This is a genomic window from Acinetobacter sp. CAU_H_29a_1, from assembly GCF_058599505.1.
This window is the reverse complement of record NZ_CM178655.1, coordinates 2,557,482-2,575,969: the sequence shown is the minus strand read 5'-3', so window position 1 is coordinate 2,575,969 and position 18,488 is coordinate 2,557,482. Positions and strand designations below refer to the sequence as shown.

The 18,488-nt window shown below is 42.3% G+C and carries 18 protein-coding genes; 7 read left to right on the top strand and 11 right to left on the bottom strand.

Annotation, left to right across the window (positions count from 1 at the left end):
* Nucleotides 1-120: 120 nt before the first annotated feature.
* From AC4MDD_RS12850 to AC4MDD_RS12835, 4 genes are all read right to left on the bottom strand, one after another.
* The gene (locus AC4MDD_RS12850; protein WP_004981272.1) at nt 121-978 is read right to left on the bottom strand and encodes an SPFH domain-containing protein; all 858 of its coding nucleotides are present in this window, start codon (nt 976-978) and stop codon (nt 121-123) included.
* Between the two features lie 15 nt (nt 979-993).
* Nucleotides 994-1,467, bottom strand: coding sequence for an NfeD family protein (locus AC4MDD_RS12845; RefSeq protein WP_004694603.1), 474 nt, complete (start codon nt 1,465-1,467; stop codon nt 994-996).
* A 97-nt stretch (nt 1,468-1,564) separates the two neighbouring features.
* Complete coding sequence (locus tag AC4MDD_RS12840) at nt 1,565-2,482, bottom strand: patatin-like phospholipase family protein (protein WP_242760163.1); 918 nt, start codon at nt 2,480-2,482, stop codon at nt 1,565-1,567.
* A 65-nt stretch (nt 2,483-2,547) separates the two neighbouring features.
* On the bottom strand, nt 2,548-3,177 hold the full coding sequence (locus tag AC4MDD_RS12835) for a 1-acyl-sn-glycerol-3-phosphate acyltransferase (protein ID WP_491881768.1): 630 nt from the start codon (nt 3,175-3,177) through the stop codon (nt 2,548-2,550).
* Nucleotides 3,178-3,313: 136 nt separating this feature from the next.
* On the opposite strand from AC4MDD_RS12835, the gene AC4MDD_RS12830 reads away from it, so the two are divergent.
* From AC4MDD_RS12830 to AC4MDD_RS12810, 5 genes are all read left to right on the top strand, one after another.
* Nucleotides 3,314-4,570 (top strand): MFS transporter, encoded by a 1,257-nt coding sequence (locus AC4MDD_RS12830; RefSeq protein WP_491881767.1) that lies wholly within the window; start codon nt 3,314-3,316, stop codon nt 4,568-4,570.
* A gap of 141 nt (nt 4,571-4,711) precedes the next feature.
* Nucleotides 4,712-5,836 carry a porin gene (locus AC4MDD_RS12825; protein ID WP_491881766.1) on the top strand — a complete coding sequence of 375 codons (1,125 nt, stop codon included), beginning with the start codon at nt 4,712-4,714 and terminating at the stop codon, nt 5,834-5,836.
* 422 nt (nt 5,837-6,258) lie between these two features.
* Nucleotides 6,259-7,917 carry a phosphoethanolamine transferase gene (locus AC4MDD_RS12820; RefSeq protein ID WP_491881765.1) on the top strand — a complete coding sequence of 553 codons (1,659 nt, stop codon included), beginning with the start codon at nt 6,259-6,261 and terminating at the stop codon, nt 7,915-7,917.
* Nucleotides 7,918-7,920: 3 nt separating this feature from the next.
* Nucleotides 7,921-8,601 (top strand): response regulator transcription factor, encoded by a 681-nt coding sequence (locus tag AC4MDD_RS12815; protein ID WP_004981249.1) that lies wholly within the window; start codon nt 7,921-7,923, stop codon nt 8,599-8,601.
* A 1-nt stretch (nt 8,602) separates the two neighbouring features.
* Nucleotides 8,603-9,919, top strand: a complete 1,317-nt coding sequence (locus AC4MDD_RS12810; protein WP_279676748.1) for an ATP-binding protein — start codon at nt 8,603-8,605, stop codon at nt 9,917-9,919.
* Here the strand turns inward: AC4MDD_RS12810 and AC4MDD_RS12805 are convergent.
* Nucleotides 9,909-10,619 carry a phosphatase PAP2 family protein gene (locus AC4MDD_RS12805; protein WP_491881764.1) on the bottom strand — a complete coding sequence of 237 codons (711 nt, stop codon included), beginning with the start codon at nt 10,617-10,619 and terminating at the stop codon, nt 9,909-9,911. The genes AC4MDD_RS12810 and AC4MDD_RS12805 overlap by 11 nt on opposite strands.
* Nucleotides 10,620-10,782: 163 nt before the next feature.
* On the opposite strand from AC4MDD_RS12805, the gene AC4MDD_RS12800 reads away from it, so the two are divergent.
* Complete coding sequence (locus AC4MDD_RS12800; protein WP_491881763.1) at nt 10,783-11,475, top strand: HAD family hydrolase; 693 nt, start codon at nt 10,783-10,785, stop codon at nt 11,473-11,475.
* 70 nt (nt 11,476-11,545) lie between these two features.
* Here AC4MDD_RS12800 and AC4MDD_RS12795 read toward each other — a convergent pair whose 3' ends face one another.
* The gene (locus AC4MDD_RS12795; RefSeq protein WP_130235131.1) at nt 11,546-12,733 is read right to left on the bottom strand and encodes an ammonium transporter; all 1,188 of its coding nucleotides are present in this window, start codon (nt 12,731-12,733) and stop codon (nt 11,546-11,548) included.
* A gap of 725 nt (nt 12,734-13,458) precedes the next feature.
* On the opposite strand from AC4MDD_RS12795, the gene AC4MDD_RS12790 reads away from it, so the two are divergent.
* Nucleotides 13,459-14,181, top strand: coding sequence for a carbonic anhydrase (locus AC4MDD_RS12790; protein WP_491882621.1), 723 nt, complete (start codon nt 13,459-13,461; stop codon nt 14,179-14,181).
* A 62-nt stretch (nt 14,182-14,243) separates the two neighbouring features.
* On the opposite strand, the gene AC4MDD_RS12785 is transcribed toward AC4MDD_RS12790, so the two are convergent.
* The 5 genes from AC4MDD_RS12785 to AC4MDD_RS12765 all read right to left on the bottom strand — a co-directional run bounded on the left by AC4MDD_RS12785 (nt 14,244) and on the right by AC4MDD_RS12765 (nt 18,414).
* Nucleotides 14,244-14,969, bottom strand: a complete 726-nt coding sequence (locus AC4MDD_RS12785) for an amino acid ABC transporter ATP-binding protein (protein ID WP_010326224.1) — start codon at nt 14,967-14,969, stop codon at nt 14,244-14,246.
* A gap of 14 nt (nt 14,970-14,983) precedes the next feature.
* Nucleotides 14,984-15,667 (bottom strand): ABC transporter permease subunit, encoded by a 684-nt coding sequence (locus AC4MDD_RS12780; RefSeq protein WP_491881762.1) that lies wholly within the window; start codon nt 15,665-15,667, stop codon nt 14,984-14,986.
* Complete coding sequence (locus tag AC4MDD_RS12775; protein WP_004981232.1) at nt 15,667-16,410, bottom strand: amino acid ABC transporter permease; 744 nt, start codon at nt 16,408-16,410, stop codon at nt 15,667-15,669. The genes AC4MDD_RS12780 and AC4MDD_RS12775 overlap by 1 nt, the downstream gene beginning before the upstream one ends.
* Nucleotides 16,411-16,478: 68 nt before the next feature.
* Nucleotides 16,479-17,423, bottom strand: coding sequence for a transporter substrate-binding domain-containing protein (locus AC4MDD_RS12770; protein ID WP_279739637.1), 945 nt, complete (start codon nt 17,421-17,423; stop codon nt 16,479-16,481).
* A gap of 568 nt (nt 17,424-17,991) precedes the next feature.
* Complete coding sequence (locus tag AC4MDD_RS12765; RefSeq protein ID WP_004694572.1) at nt 17,992-18,414, bottom strand: hypothetical protein; 423 nt, start codon at nt 18,412-18,414, stop codon at nt 17,992-17,994.
* Nucleotides 18,415-18,488 lie beyond the last annotated feature (74 nt).

Below are 18,488 nucleotides of genomic sequence, written 5' to 3'. Positions count from 1 at the left end.
AGAGGACCTAGCGTGTCCTCTTTTTTTTAATGCTTGTTTCTTAGAGGCTTGAGTTTTTCCTCAACCAAAATAGTGAGGACAGCTCGAAAGATGTCCTCATTCAATGAAACTAAGCATTAGTTAGATGTCTTTACGTCCCATAACACCACGGATGGTACTTAAAATATCGGCTGGCAACACCACTGTTTTAGCATTGTTCGATTTAGACATGTCTTGCATCGCTTTGACATATTGTTCACCCAATAAGTAAGCCACAGGAATTTCCTTGTCACCTACAGCCGAAGTGACCATTTCAATGGCACGCTGAGAAGACTCTGCTAAGACCACTTGTGCTTCTGCGTCACGACGAGACGCTTCTAAACGGCCATCTGCCTCTAAAATCGCTGCTTGTTTTTCACCGTCTGCTTTGGTCACGGTCGCACGACGTTGACGCTCAGCCGCCGCTTGAGCTTCCATTGCTGCTTGCATGGTTGAAGAGGGTTGAATGTCTTGGATTTCAACGGTTTTTAGAGTAATGCCCCAGTCTGAAATATCATCAGAAATGGCGGCTTTAAGTTTGGCTTTAATGTGATCACGAGATGATAGTGCATCATCGAGATCCATTTCACCAACGATTGAACGCAGTGACGTTTGCACTAAGTTTTGAATGGCCCATGTATAGTTTTCAATTCCATAAACGGCATTTACAGGCGTGGTGATATTGATGTAGGCCACTGCATTCATAAGCAAAACGGCATTATCGCGGGTAATCACTTCTTGAGAGGGAATGTCTAATACAATGTCTTTGGTCGTCACTTTATAAGCCACTTCATCGACATAAGGAATCACAAAGTTGAGACCTGGATTCAACGTGGTATGGTATTTACCCAGACGTTGCACGATCCATTTATAACCTTGTGGAACAATACGGACACCTTTAAAAATGGTGACAGCGGCAAAAGCTAAAATTGCTAAAACGACAATAAATCCACCAGACATATGCTTAACTCACTTTTATCTATTTTCGTTGGTTGAGAGATGTGCTTTGACCATTAAATCATTGCCCAGTATTTCAACGACACGCACTCGGTCGCCGACGTGGACTTTATCTAAAGTACGACAGTTCCATTCATCTGAACCGAGTACTGGAATGGGGAAACGAACGCGAATGTGTTCACTTTCAGGACTCGCTTGAATCACCATGCCAATTTGACCGATGGTTGCTTCGCGAGACAGTCCTGCTTTGGTTTTGTCAGTCGAAAGCGGTTTAATAAATTTAAACCAAAGTAAAGTGCATAAAATCGACAAAATAATCCACGTCACAAACTGCGTGGTAACACCCATCATGGGGAACATCCAGTACAAAATACCGACCATAATGGCCGCAATACCGAACCACAATGCGGCAAAAGCAGGCAGAATCAGCTCTGATAACATTAACAGAACGCCCAATACAAACCAGTGCCAAGGTTCAAAAGCAAATTCCATACATCTACTCATATATTCGTTATAGGGATATAGATGCAGAAGCATCTATATCAATTTAGCAGATGAATAAGTCTTTGAATATTAAAAATCAAATTTTTTAGAATTTGGCTTTGGGCGCAGGTTTAAAAGCAGCTGGGGTCTTTTTAAAATCGCCTATGGCTTTTTCGATCGATTTAATTTTGAGCTGCGCGGCTTTTTCACCTTCTAAAATAGATTGATTGCTGGCTTTTAAGTCTAAAGTACCTAGGTGGCCAACTTTGGGTTGAATCACTACAGTTGCTTGGCTTAGCTCTTCATTGATGCTTTGCTGCCCCATAATATTAATGGTCTGATCGAGCAAACCCCACATATTCAGTGGCTTGTTTCCAACGGGACGGGCTGAAATATCAACCGCAATTACAATATCCGCGCCCATGTCCTTGGCTGTTTTGACTGGAATTGGGCTGACCAGACCGCCATCGACATATTTGGTTCCACCAATCACCGCAGGGACAAAAACGTTCGGAATACTACAGGATGCTCGAACAGCTTGGCCCGCATTGCCTTTAATAAAGTCGGCTTTTCGTCCTGTATCCAGACGGGTAGCGACTGCAGCGAAGCGGATAGGGAACTGTTGAATCGGTTTGTTGCCGACATGTTTGTTGACATAGTCTTGCAGCTTTTGACCTTGAACAAACCCTTGGGAGTTGAGGGTTAAGTCTCGAATGTCCGATTCTTTTAAGGTCAAGGCAATTTGCTGAAGTTGGAAAGGCGTTTTACCACTGGCATAGATACTGCCCACAAAACTTCCCGCACTGGTTCCCGTAACAATTTTAGGTTTAATACCATGTGACTCTAAAACTTTAAGTACCCCAATGTGTGCAAAACCTTTGGCACCGCCACCGCCGAGTGCAATCGCAATCACAGGTTCACGAGCTTGAATGGGAGTTGTTGTTGGTGTTTTCTTTGATGCAAGATCACATCCTGCCATAGTCAGTGTGAGTGCACCAATCAGAGATAAACGAGCAAAATTCATGGTCAAAAATACTAAAACGCAAAACAAATAATGCTGCACATCTCAGCAGATTCGACCTTGATTTACTAGCTATTTTTTAAGCGTTTTTGTAAAGGCTTGACCAACCATTTTGGGTTTTTCGCTGAAAATTTGCCGATATACAGATCTAAAATATGCTCTAGGTCTTGCTCAAAATACCCTGTGGGATGAAACACGCCCAAGCAGTAGATAGTTTTTTGCGCATAGTCAAAGGAAAACATCACAATTGGAATCTGTGCACCATACGCAATGCGATAAAAGCCACTACGGATGGCTTCGGCTTGCTTACGTGTGCCTTCAGGCGCCATACCGACCCAAATTTTTTCTTTGCTGTGAATAATATCGATAATATTTTGGGTTAACCCTTGAGCATGGGTACGATTGACTGGAATGACGCCAATCCACTCAAGTAACGGTTTCAGTGGGGTATGAAACAAACTGTTCTTGCCAAAAATGGTGATTTGCAGGCCTAAGCCCAATAGAGCCGTAAAGCCATGCCATGCATCGATATTTGAGGTATGCGGTGAAATAATTGCTACCGCTTTAGGTAGATTGGGAAATTTGCCAACAAAGCGCCAACCTTGCGCCAAATAAAGCTGCTTAAAAATAGCGCGAGTGAATGCAGATGAGTTACGACTTGGAACTTGATCTGGTAGCTCTGGAAAATATTGGTTCATTGTTATTATACTCAATCGACCAAGATGTATATGATCTCATCATAAGCACTGATCGGCTTGAATTCATTGGCAAAAAAAGTGAAGGGATAGCGATCTCAGATGAACATTTTGACCAATCCATGTATATAGGAACAGCATGCTACAGACTCGCAATGTATATATTTTGCTGTTTTCATTGTATTGGGCGCAGGGCTTACCTGTTGGGTTTATGACCCATGCCTTGCCTGTCATTTTAAGAGCACAGGGTGTGTCATTGGCACAGATTGGGGGCTTCGGACTGCTGATGTTGCCGTGGTCGATCAAAGTGTTTTGGGCACCAGTATTAGATCGTTTTGGAATCACCCGTTTTGGCCACTATCGGAGTTGGATTATTCCATTGCAGTTCCTTACGGTGCTGGTGCTGATCGGACTGTCTTTCCTCCCGATTGATGGATTAAATCAACCTATTTATTTATGGGCTTTCTTTGTGGCCCTCCTGAGTATGAATTTGCTAGGGGCAACGCAAGATATTGCAACCGATGGATTGGCGGTCAATATTCTAAAAGGGGAACAACAGCACTGGGGCAATACCTTTCAGGTGATTGGATCGCGTCTGGGTTTTATTGTCGGTGGTGGGGCAATCTTGTGGGCATTAGATTGGCTGAGCTGGCAGAGCACTTTTTTGATGCTGGCGGCAATCGTCTTTATAAACACGTTGCCGATTTTAATTTATTCAGAGCCAAAGCATCGAGAGGTTCCAGCAGCTCAGATCACACCTTTCAATCTCCAACAGATCAAAAACTATTTGGCTTATTTTGTCCAGAGTCCCGTACTCGCAGCATGGTTAGCAGTGCTGTTGAGCTTTAAAATTGCTGATGGTTTAGCAGGGCCACTTTTAAAACCTTTAATGGTCGATTTGGGGCTGAGTTTTTCTCAGATAGGGCTTTATGTCACCATGCTAGGTGCATGTGCCGCCTTAATAGGTGCAGGACTTGCGGGCTATAGTTTGAAGTTGATTCGCCGTGCCACGGCTTTAGTGCTGTATTCAGTGCTTAAAATATTCAGTCTGGCGGCTTATACATGGTTAGCCTTTCAATATGAAAACCAGCACAGTATTCAGCCGTGGCTGATTTATCTGATTAATGCCTTTGAAGATATGACCTCATCGATGCTGTTGGTGGTCATGCTTACCCTAGTAATGCAATACAGTCGTAAACATCTGGCAGGCACGGACTTTACTTTTCAAGTGGCGCTGATGGCCACTGTCAGTGGTGGTTTGTATAGTGTGAGCGGTCTACTGGGAGATTGGCTCGGCTATTTTAATTATCTGTGTATGATTGTGGTCATTGCGATGTTGAGCCTGTGGTTTATCTTCAAATGGCGTGGCATTGCGATGCATTCAGACCTTTCATAATTCATTCATAAATAAATCATAAAAAGTGCTAAATAGTAATGTAAACAATTAAAAAATATAACTAAATAATTTTTTAATTGTTCTGTCATATATGTCTGAACGGTAATATTTGTAACAAATTTACCGTAGGATATTTTGATAATGAAAACACAAATTGCAGCCGCAATCGCTTTAAGTTTAGTGGCAGGGGTAACATTCGCAGCACCTACTTTTTATGGTGAAATTGATGTCACGGCCGATTATTTACCTGAAGACAATGCTTCGCCAAATAAAGACCGCGATGTGGTCGAGTTGAATTCTAACAACTCCTTTTTGGGGTTAAAAGGCGAAGAGAAGCTGACAGATCGCTTAAATGCACTATACCAAGCTGAATTTACCTTCTACGTGGACAATGGCGGTAGCACGGATACTTTCGTTCCGCGTAATTTACTCGTTGGCTTACAAGACCAGAAATTGGGTACATTGAAAGTCGGTAAAATTGATACCCCCGTTAAACAACTGTCTTCAGTGGTAGATACCTTTAATAACTATGTGTCCAACAAAGCCGATGTGGCGGGGATTTTCACGGGTGAAAACCGAGTCAATAACGTGCTAGTCTATGAAACACCTGCTTGGGGAGTGGGCGCAGGTAAACTGAAAGCTGCGGCACTGTTAGCAACAGGTGAAGCTGGTGGTATTGAAAAATCTAAAGGCGGGGCAAAAGTTGCAGGGCGTGGTCTGGGCGATGCTTGGTCAGCATCAGTAGTCTATGACAGTAAAAAGTTTGTTGCAGGGATTGGTTATGATAAGGCCATTCCGTCAACCTTTGCAGGACGTGGCACTTTAAATGCTTCAGCGGCTGAAGTGACTGGCGGGGTTGCAGGCAGTGCTTTTGCAGCAGCAGATACCTTACGCGCGATTGGTCGAGTAAATCTCAATAATGGTTTGGCGCTGAAAGCCTTATATCAAACTTCTGAAGTGGCGGATGTACAAGGCAATGATGCTGCCGCAGCTGCCATAGACGATGCACAAGGCTGGTTGGTTGGGGCTGAATATAACTTACCGACTGCCAAAGCTTGGACAGTGAAAGCGCAATACAGTCAAAACTCAACCAGCTTTAAAACATCTAAAGATGACTTTGATGCACAGCAGTTTATTGCAGGTGCTGATTATGCCTTTACTAAGCAAGTTAAAGCTTATGGTTACGCAGGGATATTGACACTTGAACAAGCATCATTTGAAACCAAACAACCTGTAGTAGGCACGGGAATTGAATACAAATTTTAATGTTTAAGTGATAGAAAGGGCAAAGTCTCTAAAGATTAATGCGAATGAGTTAAGGAGTTTTATAGAAACTCCTTAACTTTTTGTCGCTTACGATGGAATCTTCGTATTTTAAAATTCAATATTTGGAGCTCGTCCGTTCTTTTGCGTAGCCAAAAGAACCAAAAACATTTGTCTTCCGAAAAACCTTTTCCTTTTCTGCATTTAAATGATCATTTTGCAAAAACATTCCTTTTAAATGGACATGCAGGTTGCGGATGACGTTTCCGCGTATCAAATAATATTGGGCGGCTCAAAAAGGGCATCTGATTGCTTAACTGATCGGTATGACTTTATATATTCGGCCACAGCGCCTTTTTTATTTAAGCGAGTTTTAAGTTTAGAAAACTACATTGGGGCATCCGCTCAGCAAGACATGATTTAAAATGTTCAATTTGCAGTCTATATTTAAAGAAGTTTCACTTTCGCGCTTTAACGTATATTTGGCGCTGTGGTTAGCCGTGGTTTTAAACGTGATGTTCTATAAGCAAGTTCAGTTGCTTACACCGTATCACGGTTTCAAAGCTTATGCCTTTATCGGCGCTACTGTTTTGGTGGTGTTGGCTTTTTATCATTTGGTTTTTCAGCTGTTACAGTGGCGACCGATGGCTAAAGGGTTGGCTGCGTTATTGATCATCATTGGTGGAATGAGTGCCTATTTTGTCAACAGTTTAGGCGTTTCGATCACACCAGATCAAATTCAAAACATGATGCAAACCGATGGCAATGAAGTGCGCGACTTGTTGTCATGGCGTCTTGTGCTGTGGATTGGGGCGATGGTAGTACTACCTTTAGTCGTTTTATTTAAGGTTAAAATCCGCCGTGATCCTTTTAAAACCGTGTTATTGCACAAGCTGTTCGGTAGTGCAGTTTCTATCTTGCTGATTGCAGGCATGTTGTTTATTTTCTTTGTCGATTATGCCGCGATTTTCCGTGAGCATCGTGATCTCAAAGGGATGATTTCACCGCAAAATGCGATTAGTTCAACGCTGTCATATTATAAAAAAAATCGACCACAGCAGCATTTACCGTTGGTGACTTATGGTGAAGATGCCCATTTGGTGAAGCAAGTCGGACAGCAAAACTTGCCGAAATTGATGGTTTTGGTGGTCGGTGAAACGGCACGTGCAGAAAGTTTTTCTTTAAATGGCTATGCGAAAAAGACCAACCCTGAGCTGGAAAAACTCAATGTCATCAACTTTAATCAAGTCAGTTCTTGCGGGACAGCCACTGCGGTTTCTGTGCCTTGTATGTTTTCAGGCATGCCACGTGAAAACTATGATGCACAGTTAGCGCACCACCGTGAAGGTTTATTAGATCTTGCACAGCGTGCTGGTTACAAAGTGACATGGATTGACAATAACTCTGGCTGTAAAGGCGTTTGTGATCGGGTTGAGCAGTATAAAATTCCAGAACCGATACAGAAAAAATGGTGTTCAGCCGATGGTGAATGTACCGATGAAATTTTGGTGGATAGCTTAAAAGCGTATATGGCTGGTATTGCGGCTGATGATAAAACGCCACGTTTAGTTGTGTTACACCAAATGGGCAGTCATGGACCAGCTTACTATAAGCGTTCAACGCCTAAGTTTCAGCCTTTCCAACCGATGTGCGAAACCAATGCCATTCAAGCCTGCACACCTGAACAGCTGAAAAATAGTTATGACAACTCCATTGTTTATACCGACCATGTGTTGAGTCAACTGATTGGTGTATTGAAGCAAAACTCAAACTTTGAAACAGGTTTTTGGTATTTATCTGACCATGGTGAGTCGACTGGTGAGCACGGTCTGTATTTACATGGTTCACCTTATGCTATTGCACCGAGTCAACAGACCCACGTACCGATGCTGATGTGGTTTTCAGAAACATGGCAAAAGCAGAATCCGCAACAAATCGCTTGCTTAGGGCAACAAAAAAGCCAAGAATTAAGCCAAGATCATTTGTTCCCAAGCTTACTGAGTTTACTTGGGGTAAAAAGTACGGTGATTGATTCAAAAAATAATATGTTAGAACACTGTACTGCGACCAAAGCGAGCGCTTAGACCATGTCAAAAATATTGATTATTGAAGATGATTTTATGATTGCAGAGTCCACACAAACGCTGCTGCGTTATCAGCAGTTTGATGTGGTATGGGTCAACAATGGTTTTGATGGTTTAAAGCAATTACAACAATATCCATTTGATGTGGTGTTGTTGGATTTGGGCCTGCCGATGATGGATGGGATGCAGGTCCTAAAAAATATTCGCTCGCTTTATCCGACTTTGCCTGTGCTGATTATTTCGGCACGAGATCAGTTACAAAACCGAGTCGATGGTTTAAACCAAGGCGCGGATGATTACTTAATTAAGCCTTATGAGTTTGATGAGTTACTGGCACGTATTCATGCACTATTACGTCGTAGTGGCGCGTTAAAACAGCAAAAGCAAAGCCAGACTTTGAGTTATGCAGGTCTAGAGTTAGATGAAGATTTGCACTTAGCCAAGTACAAAGGGCAGACCATTGATTTATCGAACCGAGAATGGGCTATTTTAATTCCTCTGGTCAGTCATCCCAATAAAATTTTTTCCAAAACTAATTTGGAAGAAAAGCTCTATGACCTTGACTCGGAAATTAACAGCAATACCATTGAAGTTTATATTCACCATTTGCGTGCCAAACTTGGCAAAGACTTTATCCGTACCATTCGAGGTTTAGGCTATCGTTTGGGGCAGGTTGAAGCATAAAATGGCGAAGTCGACTCCTGTTTCCTTAAAGCGTCAACTGATTACCTATACCTCTTTATTTAGTATTGTGATGGGCTGTTTGTTGGTGATTGCAGCATATCGCATTGCACTTGAAGAGACCAATGAGATACTCGATGCACAAATGCGTAATTTGGCTGAGCGTGTTGCAGCGCATGATCCCGCTCCAATTAAGAGCGAGTTTGAAGCGGACAGACACTATCACGAAGAAGATTTATTTGTAGATGTCTGGTCGTATGGACTGCCTGAACAACGGCAACATGAGTTTGATTTATTAATACAACCTGTTAAAAAAGCTGGATTTTATACCCATCACACAGCACAAGGCTTATGGAATACCTATGTGCTGCCAACAGAGAAGTACCAGATTCAAGTCAGCCAGCAGCGCAGTGTAAGACAAAAACTGGCTTTAGAGCTGGCGGCCAATATGTTGATTCCATATTTACTGTTTATGCCTTTGGCTTTATGGGGACTGAGTTGGATTATTGGGCGTAGTCTAAAACCCTTAGATGAGTTTAAAGCGGAACTTGCACAGCGTGAACCCTATGAACTAAGTGAGATTCGGCCCGATGGTTATCCACTGGAAATTCTTCCGACCATTAATGAAATGAATCGTTTATTTGAACGAATTTCGCTGTCGCAACAAGAACAAAAGCAATTCATTGCCGATGCTGCGCATGAGCTCAGAACCCCCATTACAGCACTGAATTTGCAAATGAAAATTTTGCTGCATGAATTTCCTGAACACCAAGCCTTAAAAAACCTAAGTTTAGGCTTAATTCGGACTCAACATTTGGTGTCACAACTGCTCAATTTGGCAAAACAGGATGCTTCTGTACCGAGTTTAGAACCTACACAAAGACTAGGGCTAAGTGATGTAGCGGTTGAATGTATGGAGCAACTGATGGAGCTGGCGCTAGCGAAAAACATTGATTTGGGCTTAGAACAGCATGAAGCACTTTGGATAGAAACTCAAAGTTCAGCCTTACATTCGATTGTTTATAATCTCTTGGATAATGCGATTAAATATACCCCTGAACAGGGCGTGATTAATGTCTCTATTTATCAGCAAGATCAACAAGCGATTGTTCAAATTGAAGACAGTGGGCCGGGCATTGCACCAGAACTTTATGATCATATCTTAAAGCGCTTCTATCGCGTACATCATCATCTGGAAGTCGGCAGTGGACTGGGCTTATCCATTGTCGATAAAGCCGCGGAAAAAATTGGCGCCAAACTGCACTTTGGACAAAGTACAGGATTGGGCGGCTTACAAGTTCAAGTGATCTTTAAGCTGTAGTTTCGGCTTGAGTTGGGCTGGACAGTGTAAATTGCTTATAACACAGCGCATATGCCAGTACATTGACCAGCCAAATCACCCATGCCGTCCATAAATTGTGACTGAGGAAATGTGCACCCCGCATCATTTGCGCCCAACCCATTACAAAGCCTAGAACTAGGGCAGCAAGCAAATAAAACCACGCCCGTTTGGGTTCATTTAGACGGTATACGAAATATCCCACAAAGAGCGCAAAACCTGTCGCAGCATGTCCTCCAGGAAAACAATGTCCTGCGCTGGCGGATAAGTCCCAAAAGAAATCATGTGTCGTGGCTAGAGTCATGTCCCATGGACAGGCATGTGCGGATTGTGATTTTAAAATCCCAATGAGACTGGTACTGATGAGTACTAAACCAATGAAATAGCCATTTTGCCAACGCTGGGGTTTTAACGCAGCCCATTTATATGAAGCGAGCCATTTCAGCAAATAAATCACATACACCGCGATGATGATGTCTTTGACATAACGGTGATTCAGTTCTGCTAAGGCCCAGTCGCGCTTTAGTGGAAAATGACCTGTTTGATCCATAAAAGGGTGAATCAGTTGTAAGTCGATGGTGCCCGCCACAGGGAAGAGCAGCCACAATACGGCAAAACCTAGCGTCAAAATAAAAAACTGAAGGATGAAAAAACGTTGCTGATCCGACACAAGTGAGGCCATGTTCTGAAAATAAGCGCTATTCCAACAGCGTCAGCTTAAACGAGGCTTAACATAAACGCTGTTTCATCTGCTTTAGCATTATCTATGCTTTGGTTATCGCTTTAAGGCGAATAAAAAGTGCCAGTTCAGTGTTACATTTGCTCTAAATACATGAGGTTTAAACATGTCGATACATGCTGTTCTATTTGATTTGGATAATACTTTGACGCATCGTGGACGAAGTGTTGCGGTTTTTAGTCAAGGCCTTGCCGACTATTATCAAAGCCAACTTAACTGCGTTGATGTGGAGCAGATTGAGTCGATTGTGAATCGGATTGATAATGGTGGTTATCCCTTAAAAAAGTATTTAACCCATCCCAGTATCGGTGCTTCTGTGGCTTATGCGTTGCTAAAAGAATTAAACTGGCAGGTGGCTCCGCATTTAGAAGAGTTAAGCAATTTCTGGTTTGAACAGTTTGGTTGCAGCGCTGTGGCAATGCCTGAGGCTGAGCAAACACTGACCCATCTAAAGCAAGCAGGATATAAACTCGCCATTATTTCAAATGGCGGTCATTCCACACGGCTGTCTATATTAAATGGCTTGGGCTTTCAGCATTATTTTGATGTGATCAATAGCTCTGGATTGTTTGGCCAAGCCAAACCCCAAGCTGATATTTTTATTGACACCGCACAGCAACTGGCTGTTGAGGTGGAGCAATGCTTATTTATCGGTGATCATCCTATTAATGATGTACAAGGTGCACAGCAGGCAGGAATGCAAGCACTGTGGTTATCAGGCTTTCATGTTCCTTCAGTACAGATGTCTGCACCGAGTATCACTGTATTGTCCGAGATTTTTGATTATTTAGAACGCTAACAGCCTCTTATAATTTTGAATACGAATAAAAAAAAGCGGCCCATGTGAGCCGCATTAAAATGGAAATGCTTTAGAACATACTGTCATCTGAGTTAGCAGAGATTTTATGAATAGATAAATCTGCACCGCGGAATTCATCTTCTTGGCTTAAACGGATGCCCATCGTGGCTTTTAAAGCGCCATAGACCACCAATCCGCCAACGACAGCTATACCAATAGCCAATAGCGTACCAATCAGCTGTGACATCATCGCAACACCGCCCAAACCACCAAGCCATTTTTGACCAAAGATCCCGACTGCAAGCCCCCCAAAGGCACCACAGACGCCGTGCAAAGGCCATACACCGAGTACATCATCGACTTTTAGCTTGTTTTGAGTGTAGGTGAAAAGTTTGACAAAAATCAGTCCAGCAATAGCGCCAATCACCAATGCCCCAATCGGATGTACGACATCTGAACCTGCGCAAATTGCCACAAGACCCGCTAAAGGGCCATTGTGTAAGAAGCCAGGGTCATTTTTTCCTGCGAAGTTGGCTGCCAAAGTACCGCCAACCATGGCCATAAGTGAGTTAATCGCCACCAGTCCTGAAATTGCATCTAAACGCTGCGCACTCATCACATTAAAGCCGAACCAACCAACAATCAAAATCCATGAACCTAGAGCCAAGAACGGAATAGACGAAGGAGGATGCGCACTGACACGGCCATCTTTTTTGTAGCGACCATCACGTGCACCGAGTAGAACCACCGCAGCCAGAGCGATCCATCCTCCCATAGCATGTACCACCACTGAACCTGCGAAGTCATGGAAACTTGCACCGAAAGTGTCTTGTAGCCACTGTTGTAAACCAAAGTTGCCATTCCATGCGATTCCTTCAAAGAAAGGATAAACCAAGGCCACCAATAACACGGTTGCAATTGCTTGTGAGCGCATTTTGGCACGCTCGGCAATACCGCCTGAAATAATGGCTGGAATTGCGGCCGCAAAAGTGAGCAGGAAAAAACAGCGCATCAGGTTATAGCCATGATCCGCCGCTAAGGTATCTCCGATATGGAAAAAATGATGCCCATAGGAAATGTAGTAACCTACAAAGAAGTAGGCGATTGCGGAAAGTGAAAAGTCCGTTAAAATTTTGCTTAAAGCGTTGACTTGATTTTTATGACGAACTGTCCCTAGTTCTAAAAAAGCAAAGCCCGCATGCATGGCAAGGACTAAAACCGCACCAAGAAGAAGAAAAAGTAAGTCAATATTTTGCATGTTTAGGTTCCATTTGAGTGCAAAATTTTGCAAAAAGAAACTCAGTATACTGATGCCTGTAATTTCGTGAAGATCTCAGCAAAAAGGAAATATTGATTAAGTTTTGCTTAAAAATAATAAGACTCGATATAAAGCAAAACTATGCACCATGATGGTGTTTGTGCATTGCAGTGGTGCATGGGTTAAAATATAAGTTAATATTAAGTTTATGAATATATTATGTTTATCTAAGTTTCTTTATTTTAAATATACAGGTGTATAGTTTATCTTTTGAGTGAAACCCAAAAAGTAGCAACACAAAAAAATGATAAAAAAATTCGGTTAGCAGCTATTGTGAGCCGAGTCTCCGTTGCTTTGTTCTCTTTTGGAACGCACATACCATGAAATGTGCGTGCTGATTGTGCATCAGTGAAAGTTTTTAAACATGATTGTATTTTCTCATTCTTATTTTAATTTATCACTGATAAAACATGAATAATCACATAACTATATGTAATTAATTGTAATTATTGTCATATATGATCAGTCCTATTTCATCGTTTTACATCTACAACGAGACAAAATAGTCGGGCAATATTGGCTTTTTGCTGAAAAGTCATGATTACAGAGTTTGCACAAAAAACAAAGACAAGCAGGCAGAATTGGCATTTTAGGTTTTGCTGCTTGAGCGTGATTTCTTAGAGGATATTGGGGCGTTTTAAACTGATATTTTTTGATGGATTATGATGAAGAAAAAACTAATAGCAATATTGTTTGGTCTCCCATGTGTGATGGCTTGGGCCAGTAGTGAAGTAACTTCGGATTGGGGTTATCAAGCACAAACAGCACCGCAGTATTGGAGCCAGCTCAACACCAAATACCAAACTTGTGCGGGGCATAATCAATCGCCCATTAATCTTGAGCATGTGATTTCAGCAGACCTTGCGCCACTTGATTTTGATTATAAAACGGCTGCAACGAGTATTGTGAAGCTCCCTCATACTTTACAAGCCAATTTTCATCAAGGCAGTTATTTAAGTTTAGAGGGAGAACGATTTCAATTATTGCAAATGCATTTACATAGCCCTTCAGAAAATACGATTCACGGCAAAAGTTTTCCGATGGAATTACATTTAGTCCATGCTTCTGAAAAAGGAGAGCTGGCTGTGGTTGCGGTGATGTATGAACAAGGGAAAAAGAATCAAGCACTTGATGGACTATGGCAGCAGTACAGGTACCCCCAGAAAGTACTCACTTTAAACGCAGATCAATTTCTGCCGACACATCGCGAGTACTACCGCTTTAATGGTTCGCTCACGACACCGCCGTGTACTGAAGGTGTACGTTGGGTGGTCTTAAAAGATATTCAGCAGGCATCAGCACAGCAAATCGCAAACTTCGCTGCACTGATGGGGTATCCGAATAATCGTCCTGTTCAAGCCACCAATGCGCGCTTGGTTTTAGACTAGAGCGTGAATTAAAAAAGCAGATCGTGTGATCTGCTTTTTTAATGTGGGATAACCCGTCTGTGCTAGTGCAAGATCTTGTCTAAGAACTGTTGAGCACGATCACCACGTTTGGTGTTAAAGAAATCATCTTTGCTACAGTCTTCGACAATTTTACCTTGATCCATAAACAACACACGGTTGGCCACTTGGCGGGCAAAGCCCATTTCATGGGTGACACACATCATGGTCATGCCTTCATGTGCTAACTCGACCATCACATCAAGAACTTCATTAATCATTTCAGGGTCAAGCGCCGATGTCGGCTCATCAAACAACATGGCAATCGGATCCATACTTAAGGCGCGGGCAATTGCGACACGTTGCTGTTGTCCACCCGAAAGTTGTGCTGGAAATTTATGTGCATGTGCACTTAGCCCAACACGCTCTAAATAGCCTAAGCCTTTCTTTTTCGCTTCAGCTTCAGAGCGTCCCAATACTTTAATTTGGGCAATGGTTAAATTCTCGGTAATACTGAGATGCGGAAACAACTCGAAGTGCTGAAACACCATGCCCACGCGACTACGTAATTTGGTCAAATCTGTTTTAGGGTCTTTGATGGGAATTCCATCGACGGTGATTTGACCTTGTTGGAAAGCTTCTAGTCCATTCACTGTTTTAATCAGGGTCGATTTGCCTGAGCCGGATGGACCACAGACCACCACTACTTCACCTTGGCAAATTTGTGTGGTGCAATCGGTTAATACTTGAAAATCGCCATACCATTTACTGACATTTTGGAGGTCAATCATTACTTTTTGGTCGCTCATATGCTTAACCTCCTTTGTAATCGTTTTACTGCATATGTGGCTAGCATACTGATGGTGAAGTACACTAGGCCTGCAAATAAAATATATTGCGTTAATAGAGACATCAAATCGCCCCGCACGTAGTTGGTGCGGAAAAAGTCGAGTAGGCCAATGGCGTACACCATGGTCGAGTCTTGGAACAAGATGATGGTTTGCTGTAACAGCAGCGGTGTCATTTTACGAAAGGCTTGCGGCAAAATGATTAAGCGCATGGACTGACCATAGGTCATGCCTAGTGCATAAGCCGCGGCAGACTGTCCTTTAGGAATCGATTGAATCCCTGCACGTACAATTTCCGAGAAATAAGCCGCTTCAAACAGCATGAACGCCACAATACTTGAGACCAAAGCGGTATCAATGGTCAGGTAATTTCCCGTGACTGTGGTGTAGATGAACGGTACAGCAAAGTAGAACCACATCAATACCAACAGTAGAGGAATCGAGCGGAATAAATTGACATAGCCTTGGGCAATTAAATTCAAGATGCGAATTGAAGACAAACGCATCAGTGCCAACAGCGTGCCAATGAAAATACCACCAATGGTGGCGATGATGACCACTTTTAAAGTGATACTTAAACCATGCCATAGGGCGGGTGCAGATAACTGCAAATCATGGGTAAATGCGGTGAGCCATTCCATTATTTAGCTCCTGCAATTAAACCTGGGACACGTAAACGTTTTTCCAGCAGCGTCATTAAGGTAATTAAGCACACGTTGATAACGATGAAAATAATCGTGACATAGGTATAGATTTCAATGGTGTTCTGCGTATATTCGCTGATGGTTTTCATCTGCGAAATAATCTCGGAAACCCCAACTAAAGAGGCCACAGAAGTATTTTTGACGCAGTTGGTCAGCTCTGAACTCAGAGGCGGCAAAATCGTACGGAAGGACTGCGGTAAAATGACATAGCGGTATAGCTGTGCGGTACTAAAACCCATGGCATAACCTGCATTGACCTGTCCAGTAGGTAAAGCTTCAATACCTGTGCGGACTTGTTCGCAGACACGTGCTGCAGTAAACAGTCCAAGACCAATACTGGCTGAAATCAGCGCTGTTGTTCCTGCACTTAAATCATTAATCCACCATGACTTAATCGGGCCAGGTAAGAAATTCGGCACAACATAAAACCAAATAAATAATTGGATCAGTAGAGGTACATTACGAAAAATGGTGACGTAGCCAGTGCCGATAGCACGTGCGGTTTTATTGGGAAGCGTGCGCATAATGCCGAGAATACTTCCGAGCACCATTGCAATGCTCCAAGCCACAATGGCAATAACAACCAGCCAGCCTAAACCAATTAAAATCCAACTGAGATAGGTGCTATCTCCGACGCCTGTGGATTGCCAAAGGACGCCCCAGTTCCAGGTATAATTCATGACAATCCCCTAAAATAGGTCAGGCAAAGAAACTTTGCCTGAGTGAACATTAATCTTTCCTTTATCGTTTACTGATCACGGTCATGTGGGTTTGCAATTAAGGCTTTAAGTTGGTCTGACATAGCAAAGTTCAGGTTAATATTTTTCGGTGGAATCGGTTGTTCAAACCATTTGTTGTACATTTTGTTAATTTCACCTGAGCTATAAGTGGCTTTAATTGCATCATCAACCACTTGCTTAAAGCCAGTATCGCCTTTACGCAACATACAGCCATAAACTTCTTGAATTGGTGCTGTACCAACAATGTGCCACTTGTTTGGATCTTTGGCTTTCGATTTTTCTCCAGCAAGTAAAATGTCATCCATCATAAACGCAGCAGCACGACCGCTTTGGAGCATCAAGAATGATTCAGCATGGTCTTTGGCAGAAATCACTTCACCAATACCGAGTTCTTTTTCATGCTGACGGATATAGCGTTCAGAGGTTGTCCCTGCTGTCGTTACTAATTTTTTGCCTTTTAAGTCAGCAAAGTCCTTCACACCTGAATCGGTTGCAGTAAGTAAACGTGAACCCACTTCAAAGAAGCCCACAGAAAAATCAACTTGTTGCTGGCGTTCTTTGTTGTTTGTAGTTGAACCACATTCAAGATCGACTGTGCCATTTGAAACCAATGGAATACGGTTTTGGCTGGTGACTAAGTTATAGCGAACTTTTAAATCAGGCATATTCAGCTTTTGTTTAACAGCCTCAACCACTTTGAGCTGTAAATCATGTGCATAACCGACAGGTTGATTTGGGTTGTCTGCGATATAGGAGAATGGAATAGAGGAGTCACGGTAACCTAAAACAATGGTTCCTGATTTTTTAATCTTATCTAAAGTGCCTGACTGTGAAGCATCTGCGCCAGTGCTAGCTGCATCCGCTGCAGGTGCTTTGTTGTCGCTGCATGCACTGAGGCTCAGCGCAAGTGCACTTGCACAAAATAAGGTAGAAAGATTACGTTGCATGGTCATGTACAAACTCCTTTTGTTTGCAGCATCAATTGCATTGTTTTTATCAAAAACGTCAGAATTGGGATAAAGCTTTATTCTGTGCAAAAGATGTTCTTTTTATGGTATTTTTTTACAGCTTAGTCTGCATCTTAATCGAGATTGCTTTTGCTGCTCAAGAGGGATATTTAATATTTTGTTAATAATGCTTTAAATAAGTGCATCGCTATATTCCTCTGATATTAAAAAATAAAATTATGCATAATGCGTGCCATTTCAAGTTTTATAATTCATTTTATTGGGCTAATGTCTAATGCTATAGGGTTGGTTATGCGTTTCGTTATGAATGCATGACAGAATGGATTTTGTTCGTGTAGAACATGCTAAAACGGCAATAAAAAAGAAAAGTGCTTTATTTTGAAGATGAACTGTTTTATGACGCAGTATATAAAAGTCAGTTAGATTCGGTTTACTGTCCTACGTTTTCCGCAGCAGATTAAAAACTAAAAAATAAAAGCGACTGTACGTTATGAACAAATGACGGGGCACAATCGCAAGGGGAGGAGATGAGCAGGTGTGTATCGAGAAGTGCTTAGTGCACAAACATATCCATATATTCACGGATTTCAGAAATAGCCGTTTCAATATCCGTCGTCAGCCATGTTGGCTCAAACAGTCCAATATAGTGATCTAAACGGTCTTGAGGTACAACTAAACGCACAGGACATTCTTCTTCCAGTAAGCGCCAAGGAATGATGGGTGTTTCATTGTCTAAAAAGGCTTGCACATTTCGAATGTCAATAATCATGGCATTGACACATTCAGGAAAAGGCATCACTGAAAACTCTTCAGTACGACGACGGAAAAACTCCAGATCGCCCCATTTTAGAATATAACTAGGCTTAGAAAATTCAATAATACCAATAAGATGTTGGTCTCGCGTGTAGTGCAAATGACATTGGTGCGTAACATCAGTGTCTAAATCAAGCGTTACACTTTGTTGACGATATGCCATAAAGTCCAAAAACAGCTAAAACAAGGTGCATAATTATAGCGCAAATTCAGTTGAAGAGCGCTGTTCGCCAGACT